Source organism: Paraferrimonas sp. SM1919 (assembly GCF_010993985.1).
GTDB lineage: Bacteria > Pseudomonadota > Gammaproteobacteria > Enterobacterales > Shewanellaceae > SM1919.
The window spans coordinates 1-13,412 of the sequence record NZ_WINH01000009.1 but is presented as its reverse complement, the minus strand read 5'-3'; the positions used below and the strand labels follow the sequence as shown (position 1 = coordinate 13,412).

At 43.0% G+C, this 13,412-nt stretch carries 13 protein-coding genes and 1 tRNA gene; 12 read left to right on the top strand and 2 right to left on the bottom strand.

The annotated features are described in order from the left end of the window. Positions 1-55: 55 nt before the first annotated feature. The 5 genes from sucA to GFB48_RS06990 all read left to right on the top strand — a co-directional run bounded on the left by sucA (position 56) and on the right by GFB48_RS06990 (position 6,139). The gene (sucA, locus tag GFB48_RS07010; protein ID WP_163933136.1) at positions 56-2,866 is read left to right on the top strand and encodes a 2-oxoglutarate dehydrogenase E1 component; all 2,811 of its coding nucleotides are present in this window, start codon (positions 56-58) and stop codon (positions 2,864-2,866) included. Between the two features lie 22 nt (positions 2,867-2,888). After that, positions 2,889-4,076, top strand: coding sequence for a 2-oxoglutarate dehydrogenase complex dihydrolipoyllysine-residue succinyltransferase (gene odhB, locus GFB48_RS07005; protein ID WP_163933133.1), 1,188 nt, complete (start codon positions 2,889-2,891; stop codon positions 4,074-4,076). A 114-nt stretch (positions 4,077-4,190) separates the two neighbouring features. Then, positions 4,191-5,381 (top strand): sodium:proton antiporter, encoded by a 1,191-nt coding sequence (locus tag GFB48_RS07000; RefSeq protein ID WP_163933130.1) that lies wholly within the window; start codon positions 4,191-4,193, stop codon positions 5,379-5,381. A gap of 103 nt (positions 5,382-5,484) precedes the next feature. Then, positions 5,485-5,928 (top strand): BLUF domain-containing protein, encoded by a 444-nt coding sequence (locus GFB48_RS06995; RefSeq protein ID WP_163933127.1) that lies wholly within the window; start codon positions 5,485-5,487, stop codon positions 5,926-5,928. Between the two features lie 143 nt (positions 5,929-6,071). Then, positions 6,072-6,139 (top strand) — tRNA-Met (locus GFB48_RS06990). An 84-nt stretch (positions 6,140-6,223) separates the two neighbouring features. Here the strand turns inward: GFB48_RS06990 and GFB48_RS06985 are convergent. Together GFB48_RS06985 and GFB48_RS06980 are read right to left on the bottom strand one after the other, a co-directional pair. Then, positions 6,224-6,685: a hypothetical protein gene (locus GFB48_RS06985; protein ID WP_163933124.1), complete on the bottom strand. Its 462-nt coding sequence runs from the start codon at positions 6,683-6,685 to the stop codon at positions 6,224-6,226. Between the two features lie 70 nt (positions 6,686-6,755). Further along, positions 6,756-6,998 (bottom strand): hypothetical protein, encoded by a 243-nt coding sequence (locus GFB48_RS06980; RefSeq protein WP_205597695.1) that lies wholly within the window; start codon positions 6,996-6,998, stop codon positions 6,756-6,758. Between the two features lie 122 nt (positions 6,999-7,120). On the opposite strand from GFB48_RS06980, the gene GFB48_RS06975 reads away from it, so the two are divergent. From GFB48_RS06975 to GFB48_RS06945, 7 genes are all read left to right on the top strand, one after another. Continuing rightward, the gene (locus GFB48_RS06975; RefSeq protein ID WP_163933121.1) at positions 7,121-7,936 is read left to right on the top strand and encodes an endonuclease/exonuclease/phosphatase family protein; all 816 of its coding nucleotides are present in this window, start codon (positions 7,121-7,123) and stop codon (positions 7,934-7,936) included. Positions 7,937-7,999: 63 nt separating this feature from the next. After that, on the top strand, positions 8,000-8,257 hold the full coding sequence (locus GFB48_RS06970) for a DUF4212 domain-containing protein (protein ID WP_163933118.1): 258 nt from the start codon (positions 8,000-8,002) through the stop codon (positions 8,255-8,257). Then, positions 8,258-9,961 carry a sodium:solute symporter family protein gene (locus GFB48_RS06965; protein WP_163933116.1) on the top strand — a complete coding sequence of 568 codons (1,704 nt, stop codon included), beginning with the start codon at positions 8,258-8,260 and terminating at the stop codon, positions 9,959-9,961. It abuts the gene before it with no gap. Continuing rightward, complete coding sequence (locus GFB48_RS06960; protein ID WP_163933112.1) at positions 9,961-10,530, top strand: sugar O-acetyltransferase; 570 nt, start codon at positions 9,961-9,963, stop codon at positions 10,528-10,530. Before GFB48_RS06965 ends, GFB48_RS06960 begins: the two co-directional genes overlap by 1 nt. 89 nt (positions 10,531-10,619) lie before the next feature. Continuing rightward, entirely contained in the window at positions 10,620-11,174 is a 555-nt protein-coding gene (locus tag GFB48_RS06955; RefSeq protein WP_163933109.1) for a sugar O-acetyltransferase, read from the top strand. Positions 11,175-12,321: 1,147 nt separating this feature from the next. Then, positions 12,322-12,591, top strand: coding sequence for a hypothetical protein (locus GFB48_RS06950; RefSeq protein WP_163933106.1), 270 nt, complete (start codon positions 12,322-12,324; stop codon positions 12,589-12,591). Positions 12,592-12,774: 183 nt separating this feature from the next. Next, positions 12,775-13,296: a hypothetical protein gene (locus GFB48_RS06945; protein WP_163933103.1), complete on the top strand. Its 522-nt coding sequence runs from the start codon at positions 12,775-12,777 to the stop codon at positions 13,294-13,296. The last annotated feature ends 116 nt before the right edge of the window (positions 13,297-13,412 follow it).

Genomic DNA, 13,412 nt, shown 5'->3' with positions numbered 1-13,412 from the left:
GAGCAATGGCTTTTTTGTTTGTTAGGGATGATTAAAATAGATAAGGGATATCATAATGCACGAAGGCGTAATGAAAGCCTGGCTGGATTCATCACATTTAGCAGGGGCCAATGGTGCCTATGTTGAAGAGATGTACGAGGCCTATTTAGAAGACCCTTCTTCAATATCTGAAGATTGGTTACAGGTTTTCGAGTCATTACCGCAAGGTTTACAGGCGAAAGATACCAATCACACGAAAGTGCGAGAGTATTTTCGTAATCTAGCTAAAGAAAATCGTTTTGCGGTTTCTGGTACGGTGTCCGATCCAGAACAAGATGCAAAGCAAGTCAAAGTATTGCAGCTTATTAATGCACACCGTTTCCGTGGTCATCAACATGCTTCATTAGACCCACTTGCCTTACAAAAGCCTGCTCATGTAGCTGAGCTTTCTCCAGAGTTTCATGAATTAACCGCTGATGACTTAGACCGAGAATTTAATACCGGTTCTTTTGCTTACGGTGGTGACACCATGAAATTAAGGGACTTAATTGATGCCCTTAAACAAACCTACTGTGGGTCGATTGGTGCAGAGTACATGCACATTACCGATACTGATGAGAAGCGTTGGATCCAACAACGTTTAGAAGGAGTATTGGCCAAAAAAACTTTCACAACTGAACATAAGACCCGCATTTTAAAGGGCTTAAATGCAGCCGAAGGTTTAGAAAAATACCTAGGTGCAAAGTTCCCTGGAGCAAAGCGTTTCTCTTTAGAAGGTGGTGACTCGCTTGTTCCTTTGATGCATGAAATTATTTACCGTGCAGGCGAAACAGGAACCAAAGAAACCGTAATTGGTATGGCTCACCGTGGTCGTTTGAACGTACTGGTCAACGTATTAGGAAAGCGTCCAGCGGATTTGTTTGATGAGTTTGCTGGTAAGTACGCAGAAATGGATGGCTCTGGTGATGTTAAGTACCACCAAGGTTTCTCCTCAGACTTTGCCACCGATGGCGGTAATGTTCACTTAGCACTCGCGTTTAACCCATCTCACCTAGAAATTGTCAACCCTGTAGTCATGGGGTCAGTACGCGCCCGTCAGGACCGTCGTGGTTGCACAGATGGCGCCCAAGTCTTGCCAATTACCATTCACGGTGACTCGGCAATTGCTGGTCAAGGTGTGGTACAAGAAACCTTTAATATGTCACAAACCCGTGGATTTAAGGTAGGTGGTTCAATTCGCATTGTGGTCAACAACCAAGTTGGTTTCACGACTTCGAACCCGTTTGATACCCGTTCAACCCTTTACTGTACTGACATTGCTAAAATGGTGCAGGCGCCGATTTTCCACGTTAATGCGGACGATCCTGAAGCGGTTGCGCTAGTGGCTGAATTAGCGGTGGACTATCGCAACGAATTCAAACGTGATGTGGTCATTGACTTAGTTTGTTACCGCCGCCACGGCCATAACGAGTCTGATGAGCCAAGTGCTACTCAGCCGTTAATGTACAAGAAGATCAAAAAGCACCCTACGCCGCGTAAGCTGTATGCTGATAAGTTAATTGAAGAGGGCACCTTAGCAGCTTCAAGCGTAACCGAAATATTAAACGGTTACCGCGATCAACTTGATAAAGGCGATTGCGTAGTAGAAGAGTGGCGCCCAATGCAAGAGCACTCAGTAGACTGGACTCCGTTCCTAGGACACGAGTGGGATGATGCATGGGAATCTAAGGTCTCGGTTGATAAGCTTAAAGAGCTTGCGGCTAAAGCCTGTGAAATCCCAGAGGGTTACAAAGTTCATTCACGTGTTGCCAAAATCTACAAAGACCGTTTAGCCATGGCTAACGGCGAAAAACTGGCGGATTGGGGCTTTGCTGAAACTCTGGCTTACGCTACGCTACTTGAAGATGGTAAGAACATTCGTATTACTGGTCAGGATTCTGGTCGTGGTACTTTCTTCCATCGTCATGCGGTACTGCATAACCAAGAAGACGCCACCACTTACCTCCCACTGCGTAATATTAAAGACCAACAAGGTCGCTTAGATCTGACGGACTCGGTACTTTCTGAAGCGGCAGTATTGGCCTATGAATATGGCTATGCGACAGCTGAGCCAAGCGGTCTAACCATTTGGGAAGCTCAATTTGGCGACTTTGCTAACTGTGCTCAAGTCGTGATCGATCAGTTCTTGTCTTCGGGTGAGCAAAAATGGGGCCGTTTATGTGGCTTAACTATGTTGTTACCACATGGTTATGAAGGCCAAGGTCCTGAGCACTCGTCTGCACGTTTAGAGCGTTTCTTACAGTTGTGTGCGAATAACAACATGCAGGTCTGTGTACCTTCGACTCCGGCTCAGGTTTATCACATGATCCGTCGCCAAGTGGTTCGCCCAATGCGTCGTCCACTTGTGGTGATGTCACCTAAATCCTTACTGCGTCATCCATTAGCGACGTCTTCTTTAGAAGAGTTGGCGAATGGCGATTTCCAAAACGTGATTGGTGAAATTGATCAAATTGATGCCACTAAGGTGACCAAAGTTGTTTTCTGTTCGGGTAAGGTCTACTTTGAACTATTACAAAAAAGACGTGAACAAAATCTTGAGCACATCGCCATTATCCGTGTTGAACAACTTTACCCATTCCCACATAAGGATATGGCTAAAATTCTTGAACCTTATCAGCATGTGACTGACTTTGTCTGGTGCCAAGAAGAGCCACAAAATCAAGGGGCTTGGTATTCGTCGCAGCACCATTTCTGGATAGCTATCCCAAATGGGGCTCAATTAATTTATGCAGGTCGTGAGGCTTCTGCAGCTCCAGCTGTAGGCTTACCTTCATTGCACACCAAACAACAACAAGCGCTAGTGAATGAAGCATTAGGCTTACAATAAAAAATTAAAAGGAATAGGTTCCATGAGTATTGAAATTAAGGTACCAGTATTACCAGAGTCGGTAGCGGATGCCACAGTAGCCACTTGGCATGTGCAGCCAGGTCAAGCAGTAAGCCGCGATGATATCCTGGTTGATATTGAAACAGATAAAGTGGTTCTAGAAGTGCCAGCACCAGAAGACGGTGTAATGGGTGATATTCTTGAGCAAGAAGGTGCGACAGTACTTGGCGAGCAAGTGATTGCTCATCTTAAGCCTGGTGCAGTAGCGGGTGCAGTGGTTTCTAAAGAAGAAGCGGCAAGCAAGGGCGAAGCACCAGCAGCGGCTGCGAAAGAAGACAACGACAGCCTAAGTCCAGCGGTTCGCCGTTTAGTGGCTGAGCATAACCTTGATGCAGCAGCGATCAAAGGGTCTGGTAAAGGTGGCCGTATCACTAAGGAAGACGTAGAAGCGCACCTAGCGAACGCCTCAAAATCTTCTCCAGCTGAAGAGGCTCAAGCGCCGGTACCAGCTCGCAGCCAAAAACGTGTTCCAATGACTCGTCTGCGTAAGCGTATTGCTGAGCGTCTATTAGATGCGAAAAACTCTACCGCGATGCTGACTACTTTCAACGAAGTAAACATGAAGCCAATCATGCAGCTTCGTAAGAAGTACCAAGATATTTTCGAGAAGAAACACGACATCCGCCTAGGTTTTATGTCTTTCTATGTGAAAGCGGTCACTGAAGCACTTAAGCGTTATCCTGAAGTAAACGCTTCTATTGATGGCGATGACATCGTATACCACAACTACTTCGATGTATCGATTGCAGTATCAACGCCACGCGGTCTTGTTACTCCTGTCTTACGCGATTGTGACACCCTAAGTCTTGCGGAAATCGAAAAGAAAATTCGTGAACTAGCCATTAAAGGCCGTGACGGTAAGCTAAGCGTTGAAGACATGACTGGCGGTAACTTCACGGTAACTAACGGTGGTGTATTTGGCTCACTCATGTCTACGCCAATCATTAACCCACCACAAAGTGCGATTTTAGGCATGCACGCCATTAAAGACCGCCCAATGGCGGTAAATGGCGAAGTAGAAATTCTGCCTATGATGTACCTAGCGCTGTCTTACGATCACCGTATCGTTGATGGTAAAGAGTCTGTGGGTTTCTTAGTAACCATTAAAGAAATCCTAGAAGATCCAACTCGTCTTCTACTAGATATCTAATCATTATTATTGCTTAGTAAAAACCGTGGTCATGCAAATGCCCGCGGTTTTTTATTTTTAAAACAATGTTAATGCGTTAAAGTTTAACTGGCATGGCAACTTGGAAGCATCCTTATGTATTTACAATTGGCAACAATAGCTCTATTGATTTTTATTTACAGTCTATTATCTTCGAGGTTAGCTGCTAGTTGGCTCTCTGCGCCTATCTTATTTGTGGCAGCGGGGTTAGCTTTTAGTCCTTTGGGCATGAACCTAATTGATGCCGAGGCGGATACCGAAGCATTGCATCTGATTATCGATCTGGCATTGGCGTTAATTTTGTTTATCGATGCGGCCCATGCCAATTTCTCTATATTAAAACGCTATCAAGTTTTGCCAGTACGGATGCTTATCATTGGGTTACCAGGGGTTATCGCCCTTGGAACCGTTGTGGCCTTTTATATTATCCCAGATTTTAATTGGCTTGATGCCGCCATTGCAGCAACAGTATTGGCCGCTACTGACGCCGCCTTAGGCAAACCTGTTATTACAAATCAATGGGTTCCGGCAAAATTAAGGGAATCGCTAAATGTGGAAAGTGGTTTGAATGATGGCCTTTGTGTACCAGTATTATTATTGTTGCTGGCGATTGCTAAAGGGCAGGGGCAACAAGATGTGTATAGCTTTGGTGCCATTTTAGTGATTCAAGAGATCGGTATTGGCGTACTTGTTGGGCTGTTAGGCAGTTACCTTGGCGTACACTTGATCAAGTATTGTTATCGTAAGCAGTGGATAACCTTACTAGGGTTGCATATTGGATCCACCGCTATGGTTATAGCCATATTTGCAACAGCACAAAGTTTACATGGCAGTGGTTATATCGCGGCTTTTGTAGGTGGTCTGGTGTTTGGTTATTTATTTAAAAAAGAGACTTACCAGCTCCTAAGTAGTGCTGAAGCCAGTGCCGAAACCTTAGCAATGCTAACTTGGTTTACCTTTGGTTCTGGGGTGTTACTGTTTATCATTCCAGATATCACTTGGGAAATTATCCTGTATTCATTATTAAGTCTAACCATTATCCGTGTGTTGCCGATAGTAGTATCCCTGATAGGCGCTAAAGAGCCATTATCACATCAATTGTTCTTAGGCTGGTTTGGGCCTCGTGGGCTTGCTAGCATAGTATTTACTATTATGGTACTGAACAGTCAGATTGAATCAGCCAACACCATTACCGCAATCGCGACTTGCACGGTGATCTTTAGCCTGATTGCCCATGGCATTAGTGCCAATATCGTGATTAATAAGCTATGGAAGCCTAACCATTAACCATGAGTTTATTGTTGTAGCCCAGTTAGTTATTGGGATCTAAGTTGTAAGCAGGCACGACAAATAGTAAAGTGTCTTTCTCTACAGTGTTTAAGGAATAAGCATGAGATACGTTTGCTATATCAGCGAAAGTAAGGCGGTCTTCGATGACAATGCCTTAGAGCAACTTGCGGATACTTCAAGTAAAAACAACCAAGAATATGGTGTGACAGGTTATCTATGCTTTAAAAACAACAAATTTTTTCAGTATATTGAGGGTGATGATAGAGCAATCACGCAACTGATAAAAAACATTGTTGAGGATCCTCGCCATCAAGTCCTGTATAGCTTGGCAGATGAGCTAGAAATGAGGTTGTTTCCTGATTGGAATATGAAGCTTCTTACTGATGACGTTGTTAATGAGAAAGTGTTAGAAGATCTTATTATGCAACGGATGGAAGTCATGTCCCATTCCAATTGGAATAAAGCGTTAAGCGACAGAGTTATCACTATTGTGCAAACCATAGCCAAAATCCAAAAATATAACAATTTAGCCATCGATACTTAAAGTGGGTCTGGGTTATTGCTGTGATAAATAGACTAATGCAACTAAATCCTTTTTGATATCTTCAGCTAACCTTGAATTGATTAAATTTGATGAAGTGCTTCCCCGAAAATCGATATCTCCATATTCTATCTTCATAGAATCTTGAGCCCGTAGCTCAGAGCATCCGACTCATAATTGGGGGGCCCTAGTTTAAGTCTGAGCGGGTCCACCAAATAGATAAAGGCGCCGTAAGGTTAATACCTACAGCGCCTTTTTGTTTCTCCGACTAAAAGTGGGGTCCTTTTTTATTTTATTCCTATCCTACGTCACTATACCAATTAATCTCATTCTTTCTACCTTCAGCAATTTGTGCCTTTACATCTACAATCTTTTTTTCTGCAATGGCAACATTATCTGTCTTTCTGATGATTTCACCATCAACCATTTTTTTAAACGCTTTTGATTCTTCTTTAGTAAACTCATTGTTTGCTATAGCTTCATCATATTTTTTGATAATGTTGACTGTACAGGCAAGGTCTTTCAATGCATAAGATCTTGTTTGAAAAGCATCTTGAAGACGTCTTCTTCGGTCAAACTCATTATATTCTTCCGCGGCGCGCCTATCTTTAGATGTAAGTCTAGGATATTCTTCTAGGCTATCATCATACGCAATCTCTTCACAGGTAAAGTGCTCATCTTCCCATTTGAGTTCATCAAATGAACCAAAAGCTTGGAATGATAATAAAGAAATAAATACTGTAATAATTAATTTTTTCATATAAATCATTAGGTTTGGAGTGATAATAAAGCAATAACTATTGCCATAGTTAAGTTTTATTTAGAAATTATTATAGAACAAATGTGATAATGCAAATAAGTAAAATTAAGGCATTAACGGTGAAAACTAAGCATAGGGCCATAGGAATGGCAATCTGTAACCCCATCAGTGAATGCATTAATGACTCTTTCAGGCCGGAGTTGTGTTCTATCTTAGTGGCTCTATGGCAGCACCAATCGATAAAGCCTGCTATGCCCCACAAAGGCAGAAAAAGGTACAACAATACATTGATCAGTAATTGATTGGTTTGCAAACTGGCTATCTCCTTTTAACCTTTAGGAATTAAATTTCACCTTAGCATTGCAACTTTAATTTAATCAATTGAATTAATCAGTTATAGTGATATTTGAATTTTAAAAATCGTCATTTTGCTTTATGCTTTCTCTCTCTGCGCCATTTCGTTTAGCTAGTTTTAATATTTATAATTTCGCGCCTCCGGGCTTTGCCTTTTACGATGAGGAAAATAGCTACACTGAGCAGCAATGGCAGTTAAAAACCGAATCCTTAGCAAGCATTATCAGTCAGGCCAACCCCGATGTGTTATGCCTGCAAGAGGTGTTTTGTGTTGAGTCGATAAAGGCCCTATTAAAGCCTTTGGGCTATCAATATTTTTATAAGCAGCAAAATCCAGAACTGCAGTGGGGCTATTTATATTTAAAGCCCATCAATATGATTTGCAGCAAAACTCCGGCGGACAAAGTCGCCAGTTTAACCGGCTTTGAACGCTCGCCGGTGCGCATCACTATTAATCATACCGAGATCATTTGTCTGCATCTTAAGTCGAAAAGGCCCAAGGTCGAGCAAGATGACACCAGTGCCAACGCCCAATTAGTGGGAAGCTTTGTCAGTGACGAACTTCGCCAATGTGAGGCCCAAGCATTAGTCGATTATATGGCCAATATTGACCACCCTTGCATGGTAGTTGGAGACTATAACGACAGCCAAACTTCAGAGTTTTTAAAACCACTTCATAAGCTTGCAGGCAGCAAGTTTTTAAACCCAAGTGATATTGCCACCCATTACTTTGGCACCCAAGGCAATACCATTGATCAGCTGTTTGTTAATCAGGCTTGGCTAAGCGCGAACCCAAATTATCAAGTTCAGGTGCTCGACCAACACCTACAGCAGCAACCCACCTATAATCATCAGTTTATTAGCGATCACGCCATGTTAGTGTTGACGACCAATTAACCTATTTACTCGGCAGTCAAACTTGATTAACTTATAAGCATAAGGAAATCAAAGGGAAATGGAATGTCGAGTCAATCAAATCAATACTGGCGAGCGAATGTTCGTTTGGTCTTATCATTATTAGCCGTGTGGGCATTCGTCAGTTTTGGCCTCTCCATTATTTTGGTGGATGAGTTAAATCACATCACTTTCTTTGGCTTTAAACTCGGGTTTTGGTTCGCCCAGCAGGGCAGCATGTATGTGTTTGTGCTGCTGATTGCGGTATATGTTTATCAAGTGAATAAGCTGGATAAAAAATATGGCCTAGGGGAGGACGAATAAATGGATGTAAAAACTCTCACCTACCTCATTGTTGGCATGACCTTCGCCCTTTATATTGGTATTGCACTGTGGACTAAGGCTCGTTCAACCAAAGAGTTTTACGTGGCCTCTGGCCATGTGCCACCAGTGTTAAACGGTATGGCTACCGCAGCCGACTGGATGAGTGCAGCGTCGTTTATTTCCCTTGCGGGTATTGTTTCATTTGTGGGCTACGACGGTTCGGTTTACCTCATGGGGTGGACGGGGGGCTATGTGCTGCTGGCCCTATGTGTGGCGCCATACCTACGTAAATTTGGCCAATATACCGTGCCTGATTTTATTGGCCAGCGGTATTATTCCCGGCTAGCGCGAACCGTTGCCGTGGTGTGCGCCATCTTTATTTGTTTTACCTATATTGCCGGGCAAATGCGTGGCGTGGGCGTGGTGTTTTCCCGCTTTTTAGAAGTGGAAATCAGCGTTGGCGTCTATATAGGCATGGCAGTGGTATTTTGCTACGCCGTACTTGGGGGCATGAAAGGTATTACCTATACCCAGGTGGCCCAATATTGCATTTTGATTTTTGCCTTTATGGTGCCGGCCATTTTTATCTCTATTATGATGACGGGGCATATTTTTCCCCAGCTCGGCTTTGGTGCAGAGCTTATCGATTCTATGGGGAATGGCACCGGACAATATTTATTGCAACGTTTAGATGGCCTTTCAACCGAGTTGGGATTTAATGAATATACCCAAGGCTCCAAGGCCACCTTTGATGTGGTGTGCATTACCGCTGCATTAATGTTTGGTACCGCAGGCTTGCCCCATGTGATTGTGCGCTTTTTTACTGTGCCTAAAATGAAAGACGCCCGTACTTCGGCTATGTGGACCTTAATTTTTATTGTGGTGATGTACAGCACCATTCCAGCGTTGGCGGCGTTCTCAAGGGTAAACACCATTAATGCCATTAATGGCCCTGAAGGCAATGGCGTGGCTGCCGAGCAAGCCCCAGCATGGATTGAAAACTGGCAACAAACCGGTCTAATCAAATGGCAAGACAACAATAACGATAACAAGCTGTTCTACAGCGGCGATGAACGTAATGAGATGACCATAGACAGGGACATTATGGTACTGGCCACCCCTGAAATTACTAACTTGCCGGCCTGGGTGATTGCTTTGGTTGCTGCCGGTGGTTTGGCCGCAGCACTGTCCACCTCGGCAGGGTTATTGCTGGTGATCTCGACCTCGATATCCCACGACTTATTAAAGAAAAACCTGATGCCTAATATTAGCGATAGGCAAGAGCTTGGCTATGCCCGTATTGCTGCGGCAGTGGGCATATTAATGGCCAGTTATTTTGCTATTCATCCCCCAGGCTTTGTTGCAGCAGTAGTGGCCATTGCCTTTGGTTTGGCAGCAGCGTCACTGTTTCCAGCCATTGTGATGGGCATTTTCTCTAAATCGATTACTAAAGAGGGCGCCATTGCTGGCATGTTAACTGGTCTAGGCTTTTGTATGAGCTATATTGGTTACTTTAAGTTTTATGCACCAGAGTCAAACAATAGCGAGCATTGGTGGTTTGGGGTATCGCCAGAGGGCATTGGTTTTATTGCCATGTTGATTAACTTTGCGGTGGCGATACTGGTATCTAAAGTCACCAACAAAGTGCCGGCAGAAGTGGCATCCATGGTTGAGGCAATTCGCAGCCCTAAGGCGGCAATATAATGCAAGATAAACAGCCCCGAGTCGAGTATGAACGCATGTTGGCCGGACAGAGCTATCAAGGTGATGATCCCTATATTGACAGTTTACGGGCCCATGCCAGTGATGAATTGCTTAAGTTTAATCACAGTGCGGATCTGGGGCGTGCCCAAAACATTATTAAGCAGCTGTTTGCTAAAGTTGGCCAAGACTGCCTAGTAAAGCCGCCCCTAAGTTGTGAGTTTGGTTGCCATATTGAAATGGGCGACCATTGTTTCATTAACGTCAACGTAGTGATTTTAGATGGCGCCAAGGTCACCATGGGTGATCACGTGATGATAGGCCCTGCCGTGCAGCTGTATACCGCTTCCCACGATATTAACCACCTTGCTAGGCGCTCATGGCAAACGTTTTGTAAGCCCATTACCATTGAAGACGATGTGTGGATTGGTGGTGGCGCCATTATTAACCAAGGGGTCACCATAGGGGCGCGCTCGGTGGTTGCCGCTGGTGCCGTTGTTACCAAAGATGTGCCGCCCGATGTAGTGGTGGGTGGCAGCCCAGCAAAAATTATTAAGCAGCTTGAACCCTAATCAATTCAAGCCCTAAGTGGTTATTTATAGCAAAGGCCTGGTAATGGATAATAGGGCTTAATTTAACAAGATTGTTTCAAGGACTGAGGATGAGCCAAGACTTTGAGTTGATGGTTTCAGGTAAAAACTACAACCCTATTGACCCTTACTTATGTGAATTAAGGGACAAAGTATCTTCAATATTACTTAAGTTTAATCACTCCCCAGGTATGGAGCCTGCCCAGCCGTATTTGCCTGATATTTTAGGCAGTGTAGGCGAGGGTACTCGCATTAAGCCCCCGTTCCAGTGTGAATTTGGTTGTAATATTCACATGGGTAAAAACGGCTTTATTAACGTCAATGTGGTGATGCTAGATTGCGCGCCGATTACCCTAGGCGATCACGTTTTGATTGGCCCAAACGCCCAGTTCTATACCGCTAATCATCCCGTAAATCCTGCCGACAGGCGCGAATACCAAACTTGGGCTGAAGCCATCACCATTGAAGATGATGTATGGATTGGCGGCAGTGCCGTAATCACCCCAGGGGTGACCGTAGGCAAAGGTTCGGTGGTTGCCGCCGGTGCCGTCGTAACCAAAGATGTACCAGCAGGTGTGGTAGTAGCAGGAGTGCCAGCGAAGGTGATTAAGAAGGTAGACGAATAGGCTTTTTTTCTTAAGCTGGCGCTTAGCTATCTAAATTTCTTATCGTTTCAATCAGCTCTATTTTTTACTATTGCGCTACTGTTCTAGTTTAGATCATCAACTTGTCGGGGTGCCGACAGCACCCAGAAGGGAGCGGCTGCGCCCCCAATATTTCAGGCATCCTGCCTTTCACCCTACGGGCCCGCTAAAGCGGTTCAAAATTGTTCCAGACAATTTTGTGGACTCCCCCGCAGCACACCGCATTTTGTCTAACCAAGCTTTTCTGGAAAATATTTATCTAACGTGCAGAAACGCCATCCATGGCTCAACTGCACTTTCATGACATCCTGTCATTTCATACGATATATTTCCCATAAAACCTCGGACAAAATGAGGGTGGAATTGAGTAACAATTCGTTATCAAAGCCGATACCTCTGACAAGCTTTTGCCCCCAAATGAGTTTCAAACTCAGTCCATCATTGGTTAAAAACCACTAAGTATTTATACAGGTATAACTGTTCACTTGATTAATTGGTGACAAACAGAGCCAAAATAGACTTTTTGAAGGCTCGATAATCTTCCAAAATTTAGCTAAGTCACTGATTAACCTCAATGTAGCCAAGGGATGTAGGGAAACCCTACATCCACGGTCTCGTTTTTGCCGAGTATAGTTTTCAGTTTTTCTTATCTTGGTGAGAAATTTGTACTTTATTTCAACAGCTTAAAATGACATATTATTTGTAAGTTAAATTTCACGCGGAAGATTATCGAGCTTCCGCGTGGTAAGCTGTTATAAGGTTTACTCATGATCGGATTTCTACTCTTTTGCATACCTTTTATTTCTATATTTCTGTTTTTTTGGCCGGCTTGGTTCTGGTTTAAACGGAAACAACGATTACTGTCGCTCCTATTGCTAATACCGTCGGCGCTAATTGCAGCGATAATGATTGGATATTTTTTAGAACCCAATATAGATGATGCTGGTTTTGTTGTATTTGGTATGATTTTCTATATTCCACCATTGACTTTCATATTGCAGCTATTTGTGGTTATTATTTATAAAGTGATTGAGTATATCTGGATTAATATAAACACTTCCCCTAAAAGCTTATAACAAGCTTAGATAGCAATCTCGAATCAATGGGGTGAGGGAACAAAGGAAAACCTATGGGTTTAGCTCAATCAATTAAATTTCAATATTCTGATAGCGACAGTTTAGCTGTGTTTTTAGATTGTTTATGTGAGGGAACTACTTACTCAAAAAACAACAGCGTTTGGCTTGTATCAGAATTTGAATCAAATCAAATGTCATTTGAAATATCTATAACTGAAAATGGATTTATCGTCCACAGAGCCGGAGACTACTTTTCGTTTCTTGGCTTTCTTATAGAGCAAGTTACAGGGAAGTATGGGACTCTATCTATAGAGGATTTGTAACATGACCAGCAGTTAAAGGTGGAAAGGCAGACATTCAATAACCAGTTATACATTTATCTAACGGTATAAAAAGCAACCTTTATTTTAGTAGCTTAAAATGACATATTATTTGTAAGTTAAATTTTTGCGCGGAAGTCTATCGAGCTTCCGCTTAATAAGCTGTTAAGTTTGCTATTCGAATTTATGAAGATATTCAAGATTGCATATAAAGTAGCTTCGGCAATTTCATTCGCTATTGTTGTAATAGCGATTATTGCTTCTCTATGGCTTCATTTCTACAAAAGTGATAGAAGCCTCATAAATCCGTATGTTTTCGCACTAAATCACGGAAATCTTGTAACGGATCAGGAGTATGATCTTATTTATAGCTTTGATTCAGGCTCTAATTTCCAAGGAGATCATCTCGAGTATTATTGTATTCAACTCGAGAAATTTGAATTTCAAAATCCGCGAGAAGATGAATGGGTATATGGCCCTGAAGAGAACGATATATTTAAGAGAGCAAGGAAACTCGTAGCTAGCGAAGGAAATATGAGTGAGTGTTTTGGTGAGTCGGTTGCTTCAAATTCTGAAGATGTGGCCGCTAAAATATGGTCATTAGACATTCGAAGAAAACATATCGAGGGTGCGCGGGTAATTTTATTCCACAAACCAACTAAAAGGCTGCTTTATGTCAGTAGCCACGATACATATGGACAGGCATAGTTAATTGTTGTTTTTTCAGCCTCCTACTAAACTTGTTTTATAGCGAGTTGTAGGAGGTTGTTATGCCTAGACCCCGTAGTACGTTAATTTCAGTTGAAGATACTCCTTATTATCAC

What these genes read in the sequence shown, in the direction of transcription:
- GFB48_RS06955 (WP_163933109.1), top strand. Translation starts at nt 10,620, where the DNA reads ATGAGCCAAGACTTTGAGTTGATGGTTTCAGGTAAAAACTACAACCCT.
- GFB48_RS06960 (WP_163933112.1), top strand. Translation starts at nt 9,961, where the DNA reads ATGCAAGATAAACAGCCCCGAGTCGAGTATGAACGCATGTTGGCCGGA.
- odhB (WP_163933133.1), top strand. Translation starts at nt 2,889, where the DNA reads ATGAGTATTGAAATTAAGGTACCAGTATTACCAGAGTCGGTAGCGGAT.
- GFB48_RS06970 (WP_163933118.1), top strand. Translation starts at nt 8,000, where the DNA reads ATGTCGAGTCAATCAAATCAATACTGGCGAGCGAATGTTCGTTTGGTC.
- GFB48_RS06985 (WP_163933124.1), bottom strand. Translation starts at nt 6,685, where the DNA reads ATGAAAAAATTAATTATTACAGTATTTATTTCTTTATTATCATTCCAA.
- GFB48_RS06995 (WP_163933127.1), top strand. Translation starts at nt 5,485, where the DNA reads ATGAGATACGTTTGCTATATCAGCGAAAGTAAGGCGGTCTTCGATGAC.
- GFB48_RS06965 (WP_163933116.1), top strand. Translation starts at nt 8,258, where the DNA reads ATGGATGTAAAAACTCTCACCTACCTCATTGTTGGCATGACCTTCGCC.
- GFB48_RS06950 (WP_163933106.1), top strand. Translation starts at nt 12,322, where the DNA reads ATGGGTTTAGCTCAATCAATTAAATTTCAATATTCTGATAGCGACAGT.
- GFB48_RS07000 (WP_163933130.1), top strand. Translation starts at nt 4,191, where the DNA reads ATGTATTTACAATTGGCAACAATAGCTCTATTGATTTTTATTTACAGT.
- sucA (WP_163933136.1), top strand. Translation starts at nt 56, where the DNA reads ATGCACGAAGGCGTAATGAAAGCCTGGCTGGATTCATCACATTTAGCA.
- GFB48_RS06975 (WP_163933121.1), top strand. Translation starts at nt 7,121, where the DNA reads ATGCTTTCTCTCTCTGCGCCATTTCGTTTAGCTAGTTTTAATATTTAT.
- GFB48_RS06945 (WP_163933103.1), top strand. Translation starts at nt 12,775, where the DNA reads ATGAAGATATTCAAGATTGCATATAAAGTAGCTTCGGCAATTTCATTC.